Source organism: Bacillus sp. BPN334 (assembly GCF_008368885.1).
Taxonomy (GTDB): Bacteria; Bacillota; Bacilli; order Bacillales; family Bacillaceae_G; genus Bacillus_A; species Bacillus_A wiedmannii.
The window spans coordinates 569773-587711 of sequence record NZ_QOZW01000006.1; the positions used below are offsets into that span (position 1 = coordinate 569773).

18 protein-coding genes are annotated in these 17939 nt (G+C 37.6%); all 18 read left to right on the forward strand.

From position 1 onward, the window contains the following. Positions 1-18: 18 nt before the first annotated feature. The 18 genes from acpP to topA all read left to right on the forward strand — a co-directional run bounded on the left by acpP (position 19) and on the right by topA (position 17922). Positions 19-252 (forward strand): acyl carrier protein, encoded by a 234-nt coding sequence (gene acpP / locus DN393_RS10055; RefSeq protein ID WP_000786062.1) that lies wholly within the window; start codon positions 19-21, stop codon positions 250-252. A 58-nt stretch (positions 253-310) separates the two neighbouring features. After that, positions 311-1048, forward strand: a complete 738-nt coding sequence (rncS, locus tag DN393_RS10060) for a ribonuclease III (RefSeq protein WP_001146867.1) — start codon at positions 311-313, stop codon at positions 1046-1048. A 147-nt stretch (positions 1049-1195) separates the two neighbouring features. Beyond that, a complete protein-coding gene (gene smc, locus DN393_RS10065; RefSeq protein WP_064475004.1) occupies positions 1196-4765 on the forward strand; it encodes a chromosome segregation protein SMC in 3570 nt (1189 codons plus the stop codon). A gap of 15 nt (positions 4766-4780) precedes the next feature. Next, a complete protein-coding gene (gene ftsY, locus DN393_RS10070) occupies positions 4781-5770 on the forward strand; it encodes a signal recognition particle-docking protein FtsY (RefSeq protein ID WP_000007644.1) in 990 nt (329 codons plus the stop codon). A gap of 133 nt (positions 5771-5903) precedes the next feature. Continuing rightward, a complete protein-coding gene (locus tag DN393_RS10075) occupies positions 5904-6236 on the forward strand; it encodes a putative DNA-binding protein (RefSeq protein ID WP_000891061.1) in 333 nt (110 codons plus the stop codon). A 12-nt stretch (positions 6237-6248) separates the two neighbouring features. After that, on the forward strand, positions 6249-7598 hold the full coding sequence (gene ffh / locus DN393_RS10080) for a signal recognition particle protein (protein WP_048546014.1): 1350 nt from the start codon (positions 6249-6251) through the stop codon (positions 7596-7598). A 100-nt stretch (positions 7599-7698) separates the two neighbouring features. Next, positions 7699-7971 carry a 30S ribosomal protein S16 gene (gene rpsP / locus DN393_RS10085; protein WP_000268750.1) on the forward strand — a complete coding sequence of 91 codons (273 nt, stop codon included), beginning with the start codon at positions 7699-7701 and terminating at the stop codon, positions 7969-7971. A gap of 14 nt (positions 7972-7985) precedes the next feature. Next, on the forward strand, positions 7986-8213 hold the full coding sequence (locus DN393_RS10090; RefSeq protein WP_000737397.1) for a KH domain-containing protein: 228 nt from the start codon (positions 7986-7988) through the stop codon (positions 8211-8213). Positions 8214-8334: 121 nt separating this feature from the next. Then, entirely contained in the window at positions 8335-8850 is a 516-nt protein-coding gene (gene rimM, locus DN393_RS10095; protein ID WP_000170282.1) for a ribosome maturation factor RimM, read from the forward strand. Further along, positions 8850-9584: a tRNA (guanosine(37)-N1)-methyltransferase TrmD gene (gene trmD / locus DN393_RS10100; RefSeq protein ID WP_064475006.1), complete on the forward strand. Its 735-nt coding sequence runs from the start codon at positions 8850-8852 to the stop codon at positions 9582-9584. Before rimM ends, trmD begins: the two co-directional genes overlap by 1 nt. A 146-nt stretch (positions 9585-9730) precedes the next feature. Beyond that, the gene (gene rplS, locus DN393_RS10105) at positions 9731-10075 is read left to right on the forward strand and encodes a 50S ribosomal protein L19 (RefSeq protein WP_001186518.1); all 345 of its coding nucleotides are present in this window, start codon (positions 9731-9733) and stop codon (positions 10073-10075) included. A gap of 101 nt (positions 10076-10176) precedes the next feature. Further along, the gene (gene lepB / locus DN393_RS10110) at positions 10177-10728 is read left to right on the forward strand and encodes a signal peptidase I (protein WP_000711857.1); all 552 of its coding nucleotides are present in this window, start codon (positions 10177-10179) and stop codon (positions 10726-10728) included. A gap of 20 nt (positions 10729-10748) precedes the next feature. Next, entirely contained in the window at positions 10749-11639 is an 891-nt protein-coding gene (ylqF, locus tag DN393_RS10115; protein WP_048546006.1) for a ribosome biogenesis GTPase YlqF, read from the forward strand. A gap of 52 nt (positions 11640-11691) precedes the next feature. Next, complete coding sequence (locus tag DN393_RS10120; RefSeq protein ID WP_064475007.1) at positions 11692-12465, forward strand: ribonuclease HII; 774 nt, start codon at positions 11692-11694, stop codon at positions 12463-12465. Between the two features lie 194 nt (positions 12466-12659). Further along, on the forward strand, positions 12660-13820 hold the full coding sequence (gene sucC / locus DN393_RS10125) for an ADP-forming succinate--CoA ligase subunit beta (RefSeq protein ID WP_001020778.1): 1161 nt from the start codon (positions 12660-12662) through the stop codon (positions 13818-13820). Positions 13821-13839: 19 nt separating this feature from the next. Then, entirely contained in the window at positions 13840-14742 is a 903-nt protein-coding gene (gene sucD / locus DN393_RS10130; protein WP_000115178.1) for a succinate--CoA ligase subunit alpha, read from the forward strand. Between the two features lie 87 nt (positions 14743-14829). Continuing rightward, entirely contained in the window at positions 14830-15699 is an 870-nt protein-coding gene (dprA, locus tag DN393_RS10135) for a DNA-processing protein DprA (protein WP_088047267.1), read from the forward strand. A gap of 144 nt (positions 15700-15843) precedes the next feature. Beyond that, a complete protein-coding gene (gene topA, locus DN393_RS10140) occupies positions 15844-17922 on the forward strand; it encodes a type I DNA topoisomerase (RefSeq protein ID WP_001286953.1) in 2079 nt (692 codons plus the stop codon). Positions 17923-17939 lie beyond the last annotated feature (17 nt).

Genomic DNA, 17939 nt, shown 5'->3' on the forward strand with positions numbered 1-17939 from the left:
TGAGGGGAGGTGAATGGAATGGCAGATGTTTTAGAGCGTGTAACAAAAATCATCGTTGATCGTTTAGGTGTAGAAGAAACTGAAGTAGTACCAGCTGCGAGCTTTAAAGAAGATTTAGGCGCAGACTCCCTAGATGTAGTAGAACTTGTAATGCAATTGGAAGATGAATTCGAAATGGAAATTTCTGATGAAGATGCTGAAAAGATTGCTACTGTTGGCGATGCTGTGACTTACATAGAGAGTCATCTATAATGCTTAAGTGAAGTCCCGTTTTTTAGCGGGGCTTCTCGGCTTATATCTGGAGGGACTTATGCCGTACCGAAAACATAGAGAAAAAAAATACGAAACAAAATATCGTGAAGCGTTTAAAGTATTTCAAGAAGAGATAGGTATTACGTTTTCAGATGAAAAATTATTGATTCAAGCATTTACGCATTCATCGTATGTGAATGAGCATCGAAAAAAACCGCATGAAGACAATGAGCGTCTCGAATTCCTTGGAGATGCAGTATTGGAACTTACTGTGTCGCAGTATCTGTTTCAAAAATATCCGACAATGAGCGAAGGAGAGTTAACAAAACTACGTGCAGCTATTGTATGTGAACCATCTCTTGTTCGTTTTGCAAACGAGTTGTCATTTGGTAGCCTTGTTTTATTAGGAAAAGGTGAAGAAATGACAGGTGGACGTGAACGACCAGCTTTATTAGCGGATGTCTTTGAAGCGTTTATTGGTGCCCTTTATCTTGATCAAGGGTTAGAAACAGTATGGGGATTCTTAAAAGAAATTGTATACCCTAAAATTAATGAAGGTGCTTTTTCTCATGTGATGGATTATAAGAGTCAATTACAAGAGTTGATTCAGCGTGATGGTAGTGGCAATATTGAGTATCAAATTTTGCAGGAAAAAGGACCGGCCCACAATCGAGAATTTGTGTCACGTGTTACGTTAAATAACGTGGCTTTAGGTCTTGGTAGTGGCAAGTCGAAAAAAGAAGCAGAGCAACAAGCTGCTGCAGAGGCATTGAAAAAATTAAAAGAACAACTATAAGGAATCCCCCTTTGAATGAGGGGGATTCCTTATGCATAGAATGAAACTTTCTTTTTGTTTGTGAATAAAGGGAAGGGAAATCCGTATAATAGCTTGTTTTTGTATAGACAACAGTTATAACAACGGAGAATAGGAGGAAGGCCTTTCGTGTTTTTAAAAAGATTAGAAATAGCAGGGTTTAAGTCTTTTGCTGAGCGTGTATCTGTTGATTTTGTCCCAGGTGTAACTTCTGTAGTAGGACCTAATGGAAGTGGGAAAAGTAATATTACTGATGCGATTCGCTGGGTACTTGGTGAACAATCTGCAAAATCATTACGTGGTGCAAAGATGGAGGATATTATTTTTGCAGGCAGTGATACGAGAAGAGCAGTTAATGTTGCTGAAGTAACAATAACTTTAAATAATGAAGATCAACGTTTACCGATTGAATATAATGAGGTGTGTGTAACGCGTCGTGTATCTCGTTCTGGTGATAGTGATTTTTATATTAATAAACAATCATGTAGATTGAAAGATATTATCGATTTATTTATGGACTCTGGTATGGGAAGAGAAGCTTTTTCGATTATTAGCCAGGGGAAAGTTGAAGAGATATTAAGTAGTAAATCAGAAGAACGTCGTGGTGTATTTGAAGAAGCTGCGGGAGTACTGAAATACAAACTTCGTAAAAAGAAAGCTGAAGTAAAATTAGCAGACACACAAGAAAACTTAAATCGTGTACAAGATATCATTCACGAATTAAGTAGTCAAGTAGAACCTTTAGAAAGACAAGCTTCTATTGCGAAAGATTATCTTGAGAAAAAAGAAGAATTAGAGAAAGTAGAAGCGGCGCTTATTGTACATGAAATTGAAGAATTGCATGAGAAATGGGAAGCGCTTCGAAATCAGTTTGGGCATAATAAAAACGAAGAAGCTAAAATGTCAACGCATTTACAAAAAGGTGAAGAAGAGCTTGAGGAATTACGAGGACAATTACAAGCAGTAGACGAGTCTGTAGATTCCTTACAAGAAGTACTTCTTCTTTCTAGTAAAGAGCTAGAAAAGTTAGACGGACAGCGTGAGTTATTAAAAGAGAGAAAACAAAATGCAACGACGCATTGTGCACAACTCGAACAGTTAATTGTTGAATTAACAGAGAAAGCTACAAGTTATGATGGTGAAATTGAATCCAGTACTGAAGTGTTGATGCAATTTGTAAATCAAGTAAAAGAGTTGGAGACAAAATTGCATGATAATGAGCTACTGCTGGCAACTTTTGCTGACAATTTAGAGGAACAAATTGAGAATTTAAAAGGTGACTATATTGAACTTTTAAATCAACAAGCTAGTCATCGTAATGAGTTATCTATGATTGAAGAACAATCTAAACAACAAAACTCAAAAAATGAACGCCTCGATGAAGAAAATGCGAAATATGTAGAAATACGCATGGAAATTACAGCGAAAAAGACGAAACTTGTGGAAAGTTATGAACAAGTGAAAGAAAAAGTAGCTGGTATCCTTTCGAATATACAAAAGACAGAAGCAGCACTTGGGAAATGCAAGACGCAGTATAGTGAAAATGAAACAAAACTGTATCAAGCGTATCAATTTGTACAACAGGCACGTTCTCGAAAAGAAATGCTAGAAGAGATGCAAGAGGATTACTCTGGTTTCTATCAAGGGGTACGTGAAGTATTAAAAGCTAGAGAAGATAGGTTGCAAGGTATCGAGGGTGCTGTTGCAGAATTGCTAACGGTACCGAAAGAATATGAAATTGCAATGGAAATTGCTCTAGGTGCAGCGATGCAGCATATTGTTGTACAAAAAGAAGAACATGCTCGTAATGCAATTACGTTTTTAAAACAAAATAAACATGGACGAGCAACGTTTTTACCGCAAGCTGTTATTAAAAGTAGATCGTTATCATTTGAACAATTACGTATTGTAAATCAACACCCATCGTTTGTAGGTGTGGCGGCAGAACTTGTGCAGTATAACAATAAGTATGAAAATGTAGTTTCGAATTTATTAGGTACTGTTATTGTTGCGAAAGATTTACGCGGGGCAAATGAGTTAGCGAAACAACTGCAATACCGTTATCGTATTGTAACAATCGAAGGTGACGTAGTGAACCCTGGCGGTTCTATGACCGGTGGAGCGGTAAAACAGGCGAAATCTTCTTTATTAGGACGTCAACGTGAACTAGAAGAGTGGACGGGCAAGTTAACTGATATGGAAGAAAAAACAACGAAGTTAGAAAACTTTGTTAAAGCAGTAAAGCAAGAGATTCAAGAAAGAGAAGTGCAAATACGGGAACTAAGGCAAAGTGTAGAAGCAGAGCGTGTAGATGAACAGAAATTAAGAGAAGAAATTAATCGCTTAGAATTAGAAGAACATCGTATTAATGATCGTTTATCTATTTACGATTTAGAGATTGAAGGATTCTTACAAGATCAAGTGAAGATACAAGGGCGTAAAGAAGAGCTAGAACAGATTTTAGCGACTCTTCAAGCAGAGATTACGGGATTAGATAGCAAAATTGTCGCTTTAACAAAACAAAAAAGTGAGCAGCATTCTTCGAAAGAAAAAGTGCAAAAAGAAATGACTGAGTTAAAAGTGTTGGCGGCTGAAAAGCAACAACGCTTATCTAATCAAAAAGAAAAAGTTGAACGATTGACGAAGGAAAAAGAAGAAACGGATGCAACGCTTGTCAAAACGAAAGAGGATTTAGCATTCTTAAAACAAGAAATGACATCGAATTCAAGTGGTGAAGAGCAAATTACGAATATGATTGAGAAGAAAGCATATGATCGTAATCAAACTTCAGAGTTAATTCGCTCTCGTCGTGAACAACGCGTATCGTTACAAGAGAGAGTAGAACATTTAGAGCGTAATCTGAAAGAAACAACAGGTAAACATAAGTACATTCTTGAGATGCTGAAAAATCAAGAAGTAAAAATAAACCGACTTGATGTAGAGTTAGAAAATAGATTACAACATTTACGTGAAACATATACGATTTCATTTGAAGCAGCAAAACTGAAGTATACAATGATGATGCCTGCAGAGGATGCACGTAAAAAGGTGAAACTAATTAAATTATCCATCGAAGAGCTAGGCACAGTGAACTTAGGTGCAATTGAAGAGTATGAGCGTGTAGCAGAGCGTCATACATTCTTACTAGAGCAAAAAGATGACCTAGAAGAAGCGAAAGCGACATTGCACCAACTTATTACTGAGATGGATGAAGAAATGAAAAAACGTTTTTCTACTACGTTTGAAGGAATTCGAATGGAGTTTCAATCGGTATTCTCTGAATTATTTGGAGGCGGTAGAGCGGATTTAGTCATGACGAATCCAGAGGACTTATTAAATACTGGTATTGATATTGTAGCGCAACCGCCAGGGAAGAAACTGCAAAACTTAGGTTTACTTTCTGGTGGGGAGCGTGCTTTAACAGCAATTGCGCTGTTATTCGGTATTTTAAAAGTGCGCCCAGTCCCATTCTGTGTACTAGATGAGGTAGAGGCGGCTCTTGATGAGGCGAATGTTGCCCGTTTTGCGCAGTATTTAAAGAGATTTAGTGATGAGACACAGTTTATTGTCATTACACATAGAAAAGGTACAATGGAAGAGTCTGACGTATTGTACGGTGTAACAATGCAAGAGTCAGGGGTATCTAAACTTGTTTCGGTTCGTTTAGATGATGGAGAAGAACTAGTTGCAAGTAATTAGGAAGGATGGGACAGTATGAGTTTTTTTAAAAAATTAAAAGAAAAAATTTCAAAACAAACAGATACGGTAACAGAGAAATTTAAACATGGATTAGAAAAAACGAGAAATTCGTTTGCAGATAAAGTAAATGATTTAGTTTATCGTTATCGTAAAGTAGATGAAGATTTCTTTGAGGAATTAGAAGAAATTTTAATTGGTGCAGATGTCGGAGTTTCGACGGTAATGGAATTAATTGATCAATTGAAAGAAGAAGTGCAACGTCGTAACATCCAAGATCCAAAAGAAGTACAAGCTGTTATTTCAGAAAAGTTAGTAGGAATTTACAAAGGCGACAGTGAGTTTAGTAATGAAATTAATATGCAAGAGGATCAATTAACAGTTGTTTTATTTGTCGGTGTTAACGGCGTAGGGAAAACGACGACGATTGGTAAACTAGCACATAAATTCAAATCAGAAGGTAAGTCTGTCCTATTGGCGGCAGGAGATACATTCCGCGCGGGAGCGATTGAACAATTAGAAGTATGGGGCGATCGCGTTGGTGTAGAAGTGATTAAACAAGGGTCAGGATCTGATCCAGCGGCGGTTATGTATGACGCTGTACAAGCCGCGAAAGCACGTAAAGTAGACGTATTACTATGTGACACAGCAGGACGCTTACAAAATAAAGTAAACTTAATGAAAGAGTTAGAGAAAGTGAAGCGTGTAATTGAGCGTGAAGTACCGGGGGCTCCTCACGAAGTATTACTTGTTATTGATGCAACAACAGGACAAAACGGTTTAAGTCAAGCGAAAACATTCCGTGAAGCAACGAATGTTACTGGTATTGTTTTAACGAAGTTAGATGGAACTGCTAAAGGTGGTATTGTATTAGCGATTCGTAACGAAATGGATGTACCGGTGAAATTCGTTGGATTAGGAGAGCAAATGGATGACTTACAGCAGTTTGATCCAGAACAATATGTGTACGGTTTATTTGCGAACTTAGTAGAAACTGAAGAAGTGTAAGTGAAAGAAGCGGTATTTTCCGCTTCTTTTTCTATAAAAATATGTGATGTTAAGAAAAAAACTTGACACTCTTTTGTACTCCATGTAAACTAATTGATGTAAAGGGAAATCACTTAACAAAGGATGATCCAACATGCTCGAGAAAACAACGAGAATGAACTATTTATTTGATTTTTATCAATCGTTGTTAACGCAAAAACAAAGAAGTTATATGTCGCTTTATTATCTAGATGATTTATCTCTTGGTGAAATTGCGGAAGAATTTGATGTAAGTCGCCAAGCCGTGTATGATAACATTAAACGGACTGAAGCGATGCTTGAAGAATATGAAGATAAATTAGTATTACTTCAAAAGTTTCAAGAGCGACAGCGACTTGTTGCAAAGCTAAAACAGCTAATCAGCGAAGAAGAGCATGTGAATGAAGAAATGAAACAAGTTGTTGAAGCTATCGAAAAATTAGATTAGGAGGGCGGCAATATGGCATTTGAAGGATTAGCCGACCGACTTCAACAGACAATGCAAAAAATCCGCGGCAAAGGAAAAGTTTCTGAAGCCGATGTGAAAGAAATGATGAGAGAAGTTCGTCTAGCTCTTTTAGAAGCGGACGTTAACTTTAAAGTAGTAAAAGATTTTGTAAAGCGTGTGTCTGAACGTGCTGTCGGACAAGATGTAATGACAAGTTTGACACCTGGACAACAAGTAATTAAAGTCGTACAGGAAGAACTTACAGAACTTATGGGCGGAGAGCAAAGCAAAATTGCTGTTGCTAATAGGCCACCGACTGTTATAATGATGGTTGGTCTGCAAGGTGCGGGTAAAACAACGACGACAGGTAAGCTTGCGAATTTGCTTCGTAAAAAGCATAATCGTAAACCAATGCTTGTTGCAGCGGATATTTACCGTCCAGCAGCGATTAAACAGCTTGAAACATTAGGGAAGCAATTGGACATGCCTGTATTCTCTTTAGGAGATCAAGTAAGTCCTGTTGAAATTGCGAAACAAGCGATTGCAAAAGCAAAAGAAGATCATCACGATTATGTTTTAATTGATACAGCAGGTCGCCTGCATATTGATGAAGAACTAATGGATGAATTAGCGAAAGTGAAAGAAGTTGCGAAACCGGATGAAATTTTCCTTGTTGTCGATGCGATGACGGGACAAGACGCGGTAAATGTTGCACAAAGTTTCCATGAACAGTTAGGTTTAACAGGTGTTGTATTAACGAAATTAGATGGTGATACGCGCGGTGGTGCAGCATTATCTATTAAGGCGGTAACAAATACACCGATTAAATTTGTTGGTATGGGTGAAAAACTAGATGCGATTGAAGCGTTCCATCCAGAGCGTATGGCATCCCGTATTTTAGGGATGGGAGACGTCTTAACATTAATTGAAAAAGCGCAAGCTACAGTTGATGAAGAGAAAGCAAAAGAACTTGAGCAAAAAATGCGTACGCTTTCGTTTACGCTTGACGATTTCCTAGAACAACTTGGACAAGTGCGTCAACTTGGACCGCTTGATGAATTGTTAGGAATGCTTCCTGGTGCAAATAAAATTAAAGGGCTGAAAAATGCGCAAGTTGATGAAAAACAAATTGGGCATATTGAGGCAATTATTCGTTCTATGACTAAATTAGAGCGAGAACAACCGGAAATAATCAATGCTAGTCGCAAAAAGCGCATTGCCAAAGGTAGCGGTACAACAGTACAAGAGATCAATCGTTTAATCAAGCAATTTGATGATATGAAAAAGATGATGAAAACGATGACGGGAATGCAAAAAGGTAAGAAAAAAGGACTAGGTGGATTGAAGTTTCCATTCATGTAAGGAAAAAAGATGGCTCTGTTAAGAAAAAATACTTTACAAAGCAATAGTCTTTTTGCTAATATAATTATCTGTGTGAAATAAATTCGGAGGTGCTTTATAAATGGCAGTTAAAATTCGTTTAAAACGTATGGGAGCTAAAAAAACTCCTTTCTATCGTGTAGTTGTTGCAGATTCTCGTTCTCCTCGTGACGGACGTTTCATTGAGGAAATCGGTACTTACAATCCGGTTGCTCAACCAGCTGAAGTTAAGATCAACGAAGAAGCAGCATTAAAATGGTTAGGAAATGGTGCTAAACCATCTGATACAGTTCGTAACTTATTCTCTAACCAAGGTATCATGGAGAAATTCCACTTATCTAAACAAGGTAAGTAATTGAGGCAATGACTATGAAGAAGTTAGTCGAGACGATTGTCAAGCCTCTTGTCGATCATCCTGAAGATGTAAAAGTTACACAGGAACTTTACAACGGAGAGATAAAGTATCGATTAACTGTACATCCTGAGGATGTTGGAAAAGTCATTGGAAAGCAAGGGAAAGTTGCGAAAGCAATTCGAATGCTCTTGTATTCAGTGGGACATCATAATGATGAAAAAGTAACACTGGAAATTCAATAAACGTAAAAAGGGCGAGGAGTTATTTCCTCTCCCTTTTTTAACATTTAAAGAGAAGTTGCATGTTCCATATGTGAAATGGAGATGCTTAATTTATATAGAAACCAGGGGTGACATACTATTTATGACAAAATGGTTTAACGTAGGGAAAATTGTAAATACTCATGGCGTAAGAGGAGAAATTCGTGTTATTTCTCGTACTGATTTTCCAGAAGAGCGATATAAAGTAGGAAACACGTTATACATAAGTAATGAGAAAAGTACAGACTACCTTCCAGTGAAAGTAACTTCTCATCGTCAACATAAGACATTTGATCTATTAACATTTGAAGGATACAACAATGTTGATGAAGCAGAGAAGTTTAAAGGTTCTTTAATAAAAGTACCAGAAGAGCAGTTAGGTGAATTAGCTGAAGGTGAATACTACTACCATGAAATTATTGGTTGCAGTGTTGTAACGGAAGAAGGAGAAGCGTTAGGAACAATAAAAGAAATTTTATCTCCTGGTGCAAATGATGTTTGGGTAATTAAACGTCCAAAAGGTCAAGATCTATTAATTCCTTATATTGATGATGTTGTACTTCAAGTTAACATTGAGAATAAATTAGTAACCATTCATGTAATGGAAGGGCTATTATAATGAAAATTGACATTTTAACATTGTTTCCAGATATGTTTACGGGTGTGTTTGGATCTTCAATTTTAAAGAAAGCACAAGAAAAAGAAGCAGTAGAGCTTCGTGTTGTCAATTTTCGCGATTATACAACGAGTAAGCATAATAGCGTAGATGATTATCCGTATGGTGGTGGCGCTGGGATGGTATTAACCCCCCAGCCTATCTTTGATGCAGTGGAAGAGTTAACGAAGGAAACAGACCGTAAACCGAGAGTTGTCCTAATGTGTCCACAAGGAGAGCGTTTTACGCAGAAGAAGGCAGAAGAACTTGCTGAAGAAGAGCATGTTATTTTTGTGTGTGGTCATTATGAAGGGTACGATGAACGAATTCGTGAGCATCTCGTAACGGATGAGATTTCTATCGGTGACTACGTATTAACCGGCGGAGAGTTAGCCTCTATGGTTATTACGGATAGTGTCGTGCGTCTCCTCCCGGGAGTGCTAGGAAATCATGCTTCACAAGTCGAGGATTCGTTTAGTACAGGTTTATTAGAACATCCTCATTATACACGTCCAGCTGATTTTCGTGGTATGAAGGTACCGAATGTACTGATGTCAGGAAATCATAAAAATATTGATGAATGGCGACACAAAGAATCACTACGTCGTACGTACACGCGTAGACCGGATTTACTGGAAGAACGAGAATTATCTAAGCAAGAAGCGAAATGGCTAGAACAGATTAAAGAAGACAAGTAAGGGCTTGATATATTTTCTATTGCAACAGTCCTAGCAATATGCTATTATAACACTTGTGCTACTGAAAACAGTGGCCGTATTAACGATGTTCCGCTGTAATTTATTAAGACTTTATAAGAGCATCTGTTTAAAGGAGAGAATTTAATATGCAACAATTAATCGCAGAAATTACTCAAGGCCAATTAAAAACTGACCTTCCTTCATTCCGTCCTGGAGACACTTTACGTGTACACGTAAAAGTAGTTGAGGGAACTCGTGAAAGAATTCAGCTTTTCGAAGGTGTTGTAATTAAACGTCGTGGTGGCGGAATCAGTGAAACATTCACAGTTCGTAAGATTTCTTACGGTGTAGGTGTTGAGCGTACATTCCCAGTTCACACGCCAAGAATCGCGAAACTTGAAGTACTTCGCCGTGGTAAAGTACGTCGTGCTAAGTTATACTACTTACGTAACCTTCGCGGTAAAAAAGCACGTATTAAAGAAATTCGATAAGACATGTATGGGAGCTTGTAAATACACAAGCTCCCTTTTTCCAATCTATATAAAATTTTGATATAATACGAGCAGCTTACATAATCGTGGAGGGGAAATGCATGAAGAAAGAAAAGAGTTCACTTTGGGAATGGATCAAAGCAATTTTGATTGCTGTTGTATTAGCAGGTGTTATTAGACAGTTTTTCTTTGCGCCAATTCTCGTAGATGGAGTATCGATGGCGTCTACTTTACATGATCGCGATCGAATGATTGTCAATAAAATTGGTTATCACATAGGAGATCCGAAAAGATTTGATATTATCGTATTCCGAGCGACGGAAGATAAAGATTATATTAAGCGCATTATCGGCCTGCCAGGCGATGAAATAGAGTATCGTAATGATAAACTATATGTTAACGGAAAGGCTTATGAGGAGCCGTATTTAGACAAGCAAAAAAAACAAATTGCTGACGGACCGCTTACATATGATTTTACTCTTGAAGAAATGACAGGGAAGAAAACTGTTCCAGAAGGTCAATTATTTGTTTTAGGCGATAATCGTCGTTTTAGTAAAGATAGCCGTTCGATTGGTACAATTTCAATGGACCAAGTGATTGGAAAAGCAAATATACTATATTGGCCGTTAAAAGATGCTCGTATTGTGAAATAAAAGAAAAAGAAGGTGGCAACATGGTAATTCAATGGTTCCCGGGACATATGGCAAAGGCTAGACGCCAAGTAACAGAAAAATTAAAGTTAATTGATGTTGTAATTGAGCTTGTAGATGCTCGATTACCTTTATCTTCTCGAAATCCAATGATCGATGAGATTATTACACATAAGCCGAGGCTTGTTGTTTTAAATAAAGCGGATATGGCAGATGATCGTTTAACAAAGCAATGGATCGCATATTTTAAAGAAAAAGGCCAGATGGCAATTTCAATTAACGCACAAGCTGGACAAGGTATGAAGGAAATTGCAGCGGCTTGTAAAGTGTTGGTGAAAGAAAAATTTGATAAAATGGTTGCAAAAGGTATTAGACCAAGAGCAATTCGGGCATTAATTGTAGGTATACCGAATGTTGGTAAATCTACGTTAATTAATAAGTTGGCGAAGAAAAATATCGCTAAAACAGGAGATCGTCCTGGTGTGACAACAGCTCAACAATGGATTAAAGTTGGGAAGGAAATGGAACTGTTAGATACACCGGGTATTTTATGGCCTAAATTTGAAGATCAATTAGTGGGTCTTCGTTTAGCGACAACGGGCGCAATTAAAGATTCAATTTTAAATTTACAAGATGTTGCTGTTTACGCTTTACGTTTTATGGAAAAACATTATCCAGAACGATTGAAAGATCGATATAATTTAAATGAAATTCCAGAAGATATTGTGGAGTTATTCGATGCAATTGGAAAAAATAGAGGCTGTTTAATGGGCGGCGGAATGATTGATTATGATAAAACATCTGAGCTTATACTTCGTGAGCTTCGTGGTGGAAAACTTGGGAAAATGACGTTTGAAACACCAGAAGAGTTCGCGGAGCAAGTAGAAGGTGTTGAAAAAGTAGAAGAAGTATAAGACGTGCGTTTGTACGTCTTTTCTTTTTTGTATATAAAGGGAGTGTGCGTGAATGCAAAAAGTGACTATTCAAGAAGCGGAACATCTACTGCAAGAAATTATAAGTGAAGAAGACGACCGCTTTCAAATATTAATGAAAGATGAGCGAAAAGGGGTACAAAAGCTCATTTTGAAGTGGCATAAACAAAAAGAGTTAGCGCAGAAAGAAAAAGAAAAGTTTTTCGAAATGTCTAAGTATGAGATTGCATTACGTGAAAAAGGGCTCACATTTATTGCAGGTATAGATGAAGTAGGGCGTGGGCCGCTAGCTGGGCCTGTCGTGACGGCAGCTGTTGTCCTTCCGGAAGATTTTTATATTCCAGGGTTGAATGACTCGAAAAAGCTGAGTGAGGCGAAGCGAGAGCGTTTTTATGATGAAATTAAAACACAAGCAATTGCAATTGGAGTTGGAATTGTATCACCACAAGTTATTGATGAGATAAATATTTATCAAGCGACGAAACAAGCGATGTTAGATGCTGTTGCGAATTTATCTTGTGCACCAGAACATTTATTAATTGATGCGATGAAACTTCCTACACCAATTCCGCAAACATCCATTATTAAAGGTGATGCGAAAAGTATTTCTATTTCAGCTGCATCCATTATTGCGAAAGTAACGAGAGATCGTATGATGAAAGAGCTTGGAGAAAAGTATCCTGCATATGGATTTGAACAACATATGGGATATGGCACAAAAAAACATTTAGAAGCGATTGAAGCGCATGGAGTATTAGAAGAACATCGCAAATCGTTTGCACCAATTAAAGATACGATTCAAAAATAAGCTGCGAATATGCAGCTTATTTTTTTATTTTGGTATATGAACATTATTATTTCCAAAAAAGAATAAAGCGATTTCAGTTTTCTGACACTTTATTGTAGACAGCGTGCCAATCATCTTATACAATGGCAATGTAATGTTTTTTAAACATTAAAAAACTTTTCGAGTAAAACAGGAAAACAGGGGAGGATGGGACCATGAATATCCATGAGTACCAAGGTAAGGCAGTCCTTAAAAGCTATGGGGTTAGCGTTCCGAACGGGAAGGTTGCATTTACAGTAGAAGAAGCTGTAGAAGCAGCGAAAGAATTAGGAACGGATGTATGTGTAGTAAAAGCACAAATTCACGCTGGTGGACGCGGCAAAGCTGGCGGAGTAAAAGTTGCAAAAAATTTAGATGAAGTTCGTACATATGCAGAGAGCATTTTAGGAACTACACTTGTGACACATCAAACAGGTCCTGAAGGTAAGGAAGTAAAACGCTTACTTATCGAAGAAGGTTGCGATATTAAAAAAGAATATTATGTTGGTCTAGTTTTAGATCGTGCAACTTCTCAAGTTGTTTTAATGGCATCTGAAGAAGGTGGAACAGAAATTGAAGAAGTAGCAGAGCAAACACCTGAAAAGATTTTTAAAGAATATATTGATCCAGCAGTAGGCTTACAAGGCTTCCAAGCGCGCCGAATCGCGTTTAACATCAATATTCCAAAAGAGCTTGTAGGACAAGCTGTGAAGTTTATGATGGGCTTATACCGTGCGTTTATCGAAAAAGATTGCTCTATCGCGGAGATCAATCCACTTGTTACAACAGGTGACGGTAAAGTTATGGCATTAGATGCGAAATTAAACTTTGATTCTAATGCTTTATATCGCAATAAAGACATTTTAGAACTTCGTGATCTTGATGAAGAAGATTCAAAAGAAATTGAAGCTTCTAAATATGACTTAAACTACATTCCTTTAGATGGAAATATCGGTTGTATGGTTAATGGTGCAGGTTTAGCGATGGCTACAATGGATATCATTAAACATTACCATGGCGATCCAGCTAACTTCTTAGATGTTGGTGGCGGTGCAACAGCTGAAAAAGTTACAGAAGCATTCAAAATTATCCTTTCTGACAAAAATGTAAAAGGTATCTTCGTTAACATTTTTGGTGGCATTATGAAGTGTGATGTTATCGCAGAAGGTGTTATTGAAGCGACGAAACAAGTAGGTCTTGAATTACCTTTAGTTGTACGTCTTGAAGGTACAAACGTAGAGTTAGGTAAGAAAATTTTAAATGAGTCTGGCTTAAATATTGTTGCAGCAGAATCTATGGCAGACGGTGCACAAAAAATTGTTTCACTAGTGGGCTAATAGAAAGCGGGGGAGAAAAATGAGCGTATTAGTTAATAAAGATACAAAAGTTATTGTTCAAGGTATTACAGGTTCTCAAGGTTTATTCCACACAAAACAAATGATTGAATACGGTACGAAAATTGTCGGTGGTGTAACGCCAGGTAAAGGTGGCACTGATATTGAAGGTGTACCAGTATTTGATACTGTAGAAGATGCAGTGAAAGCAACAGGCGCAAACGCTTCAGTTGTATACGTTCCACCCGCTTTTGCGGCTGATGCAATTATGGAAGCAGTTGATGCAGAAATCGATTTAGTAGTATGTATTACCGAAGGAATTCCTGTATTAGATATGGTAAACGTAAAGAGATATATGGCGGGTAAACATACACGTTTACTTGGACCGAACTGTCCTGGTGTTATTACGCCTGATGAATGTAAAATTGGTATTATGCCAGGGTACATTCATAAAAAAGGCCATGTAGGTATCGTATCTCGTTCTGGTACATTAACGTATGAGGCTGTACATCAGTTAACACAAGAAGGTATTGGTCAATCTACTGCTGTAGGTATCGGTGGGGACCCAGTTAACGGTACGGACTTTATAGATGCGTTAAAAGCATTTAATGAAGATGAAGAAACGCATGCTGTAATTATGATTGGTGAAATCGGTGGTACAGCAGAAGAAGAGGCAGCTGAATGGGTGAAAGCTAATATGACAAAACCTGTTGTAGGCTTCATTGGTGGCCAAACAGCGCCTGCTGGCAAACGTATGGGCCATGCTGGTGCAATCATTTCTGGCGGTAAAGGAACTGCTGCAGAAAAGATTAAAACGATGGAAGCTTGTGGTATTAAAGTAGCGGAAACTCCAGCGGTTATGGGCGAAACGCTAATCTCTGTCTTAAAAGAAAAAGGTCTATTTGAAACTTGTAAAAACTACTAATCTGTTGAAAGACACCTTCTTGCTTGAAGGTGTCTTTTTACGTAATTCTTGTTTACATAATAAAAATTATGGGTAAGGAGAATTAAGATGAAAAGAGAACGATTGTTACATCTTCATTATTTTTTAGCAGATCATTGGAAGGCGATGGAAAGACTACTATATGTCGATCCTGAATTGAAGGGAATATACACGTTTAATACAAAACAAATGGAATACTACACTGGAATATCCTCGAAAAAATCTTCAGAATTAGTAAATTTTCTTCAAAGTTCAAATCTCCCGCAATATATATCTTATTTAGAAAAAAATCGAATCTTTTATATGACTATATGGGATGAAGATTATCCACAATTATTACGTGAAATACAAGATCCCCCCTTTGTGTTATATGGAAAAGGAGAGAAGGGTTTTCTCAATAAAGCGAATAAATTAGCGGTTATTGGAACGAGAGAACCGACTTTATATGGACATGAGAGTTTAAAATTTATTTTACACCCATTATTAGAAAGGGAATGGCTTATTGTCAGTGGGTTTGCAAGAGGGATAGATACAATGTCTCATGAAATTACAGTAAGACGGCATTGCCCGACTATTGCAATACTAGGACATGGATTATCGTATATGTATCCAAAAGAAAATAGACATTTATATGAAACGTGGAATGAATATATATTGTTATTAACAGAGTATCCGCCGCACTATGCACCGAAAAAATGGTATTTTCCAAAAAGGAACCGGATTATTAGTGGTATAAGTAAGGGTGTTTTAGTTGTAGAAGCGAAATCAAGAAGTGGAACACTTATTACTGCGGACCTTGCTTTAGAGCAAAATAGAGAGGTATTTGCACTTCCTGGACCTATATTTATAGATAGTGCATCAGGAACGAATCATTTGATTCAACAAGGAGCAAAACTAGTAAGAAATGCAGAAGATATCTTGGAAGAGGTTTTAAATTAACCTTATATTTTTATGTTTTTATTAAACAATTATTGACAAATGGTAGATAGGCGCTGTATGGTATATTCATTCTTGATTGACAAAAACAAGAGAAATCAATAAGATTGATGAAGACTTGAATCCACCTCTTAAGGAGGCACTAGCATGTCAGATTACCTCGTAATCGTGGAGTCGCCTTCTAAGGCGAAGACCATTGAGAAATATTTAGGGAAAAAATACAAAGTTGTCGCGTCTATGGGACACGTTCGCGATTTACCTAAAAGCCAAATGGGGATAGAAGTAAAGAACAACTTCACCCCGAAGTATATTACCATTCGTGGTAAAGGTCCCGTCTTAAAAGATTTAAAATCAGCGGCCAAAAAAGCAAAGAAAGTCTATCTCGCGGCCGATCCAGACCGCGAAGGGGAAGCAATTGCTTGGCATTTAGCCAATACGTTAAATGTGGACGTTGAATCAGATTGTCGAGTTGTGTTTAATGAGATTACAAAAGATGCAATAAAAGAATCATTTAAACACCCTCGTGCGATTAATATGGATTTAGTAGATGCACAACAAGCAAGGCGTATACTAGATCGTCTTGTTGGTTACAATATTAGTCCTTTATTATGGAAGAAAGTAAAAAAAGGATTAAGTGCAGGACGCGTACAATCTGTAGCAGTTCGTTTAATTATCGAACGTGAAAAAGAAATTCAAATCTTTGAGCCTGAAGAATTCTGGACAATTAAGACAGAATTTGTAAAGGGGAAAGACACATTTGAAGCAAGCTTTTACGGTGTAGATGGTGAAAAAGTTCAATTAACGAATGAAACGCAAGTGAATGAAATAATTGAACAGATGAAAGATAATGCGTTTTCAGTTGAAAATGTAACGCGAAAAGAGCGAAAACGTAATCCTGCATTACCGTTTACAACATCTTCCTTGCAACAAGAGGCAGCGCGTAAGTTAAACATGCGAGCAAAGAAAACAATGATGCTCGCGCAGCAATTGTATGAAGGTATAGATCTTGGAAAGCAAGGGACGGTAGGTCTTATTACGTATATGAGAACTGACTCAACACGTATCTCAGAAACAGCTCAAACAGAGGCGCGTACTTACATTACTGAGGCGTTTGGTGCGGAATACATAGGGACAGAAAAGAAGAAAGAAACGAAAAAGTCGAACGCGCAAGATGCGCATGAGGCAATTCGTCCTACTTCGGTAATGAGAAGGCCAGAGGAACTAAAGAGTTTCTTAAGTCGTGATCAACTTCGGTTGTATAAACTGATTTGGGAGCGATTTGTTGCAAGTCAAATGGCGTCTGCTATAATGGATACTGTGACAGCTAGACTCATTAATAACAATGTTCAGTTCCGTGCAAGTGGATCGGTTGTAAAGTTTCCAGGATTTATGAAAGTGTATGTAGAGTCGAAAGATGATGGGGCTGAAGAAAAGGATAAAATGTTGCCACCTTTAGAAGTAGGGGAAACGGTATTTTCAAAGGATTTAGAACCGAAGCAACACTTTACACAACCTCCGCCGCGCTATACAGAGGCTCGTCTAGTAAGAACGCTTGAAGAGCTTGGAATTGGAAGACCGTCGACTTACGTACCGACACTTGAAACGATTCAAAAACGTGGATACGTAGGTTTGGATAATAAACGCTTCGTTCCAACTGAACTTGGTGAAATAGTAATTGAACTTATTTTAGAGTTTTTCCCAGAAATTATTAACATTGAATTTACTGCTAACATGGAGCAAAGTCTTGATGAAGTAGAAGAAGGAAATGCGAATTGGGTAAAAATTGTTGATGATTTCTACGTAGGCTTTGAACCGCGTTTAGAAAAAGCGGAAAAAGAAATGCGTGAAGTGGAAATTAAAGATGAACCAGCTGGGGAAGACTGTGAATTGTGTGATCACCCAATGGTCTTTAAAATGGGTAAATACGGGAAATTTATGGCTTGTTCGAATTTCCCAGATTGTCGTAATACAAAACCGATTGTGAAAGAAATCGGTGTTACTTGTCCGAAGTGTGATAAAGGTCAAATTATTGAACGCCGTAGTAATAAAAAGAAACGTCTTTTCTATGGATGCGGTACGTATCCAGAGTGTGACTTTGTATCTTGGGATAAACCAATTGGTCGTAAATGTCCGAAGTGCGAAGGTATGCTTGTAGAGAAGAAGTTGAAAAAAGGCGTGCAAGTACAATGTATTTCGTGTGATTATGAAGAAGAACAACAAATGTGAGCGTAACTGCTCACATT

What these genes read in the sequence shown, in the direction of transcription:
- trmD (WP_064475006.1), top strand. Translation starts at nt 8,850, where the DNA reads ATGAAAATTGACATTTTAACATTGTTTCCAGATATGTTTACGGGTGTG.
- DN393_RS10090 (WP_000737397.1), top strand. Translation starts at nt 7,986, where the DNA reads ATGAAGAAGTTAGTCGAGACGATTGTCAAGCCTCTTGTCGATCATCCT.
- topA (WP_001286953.1), top strand. Translation starts at nt 15,844, where the DNA reads ATGTCAGATTACCTCGTAATCGTGGAGTCGCCTTCTAAGGCGAAGACC.
- DN393_RS10120 (WP_064475007.1), top strand. Translation starts at nt 11,692, where the DNA reads ATGCAAAAAGTGACTATTCAAGAAGCGGAACATCTACTGCAAGAAATT.
- sucD (WP_000115178.1), top strand. Translation starts at nt 13,840, where the DNA reads ATGAGCGTATTAGTTAATAAAGATACAAAAGTTATTGTTCAAGGTATT.
- rimM (WP_000170282.1), top strand. Translation starts at nt 8,335, where the DNA reads ATGACAAAATGGTTTAACGTAGGGAAAATTGTAAATACTCATGGCGTA.
- rplS (WP_001186518.1), top strand. Translation starts at nt 9,731, where the DNA reads ATGCAACAATTAATCGCAGAAATTACTCAAGGCCAATTAAAAACTGAC.
- rncS (WP_001146867.1), top strand. Translation starts at nt 311, where the DNA reads ATGCCGTACCGAAAACATAGAGAAAAAAAATACGAAACAAAATATCGT.
- sucC (WP_001020778.1), top strand. Translation starts at nt 12,660, where the DNA reads ATGAATATCCATGAGTACCAAGGTAAGGCAGTCCTTAAAAGCTATGGG.
- ylqF (WP_048546006.1), top strand. Translation starts at nt 10,749, where the DNA reads ATGGTAATTCAATGGTTCCCGGGACATATGGCAAAGGCTAGACGCCAA.
- acpP (WP_000786062.1), top strand. Translation starts at nt 19, where the DNA reads ATGGCAGATGTTTTAGAGCGTGTAACAAAAATCATCGTTGATCGTTTA.
- lepB (WP_000711857.1), top strand. Translation starts at nt 10,177, where the DNA reads ATGAAGAAAGAAAAGAGTTCACTTTGGGAATGGATCAAAGCAATTTTG.
- rpsP (WP_000268750.1), top strand. Translation starts at nt 7,699, where the DNA reads ATGGCAGTTAAAATTCGTTTAAAACGTATGGGAGCTAAAAAAACTCCT.
- DN393_RS10075 (WP_000891061.1), top strand. Translation starts at nt 5,904, where the DNA reads ATGCTCGAGAAAACAACGAGAATGAACTATTTATTTGATTTTTATCAA.
- ftsY (WP_000007644.1), top strand. Translation starts at nt 4,781, where the DNA reads ATGAGTTTTTTTAAAAAATTAAAAGAAAAAATTTCAAAACAAACAGAT.
- ffh (WP_048546014.1), top strand. Translation starts at nt 6,249, where the DNA reads ATGGCATTTGAAGGATTAGCCGACCGACTTCAACAGACAATGCAAAAA.
- dprA (WP_088047267.1), top strand. Translation starts at nt 14,830, where the DNA reads ATGAAAAGAGAACGATTGTTACATCTTCATTATTTTTTAGCAGATCAT.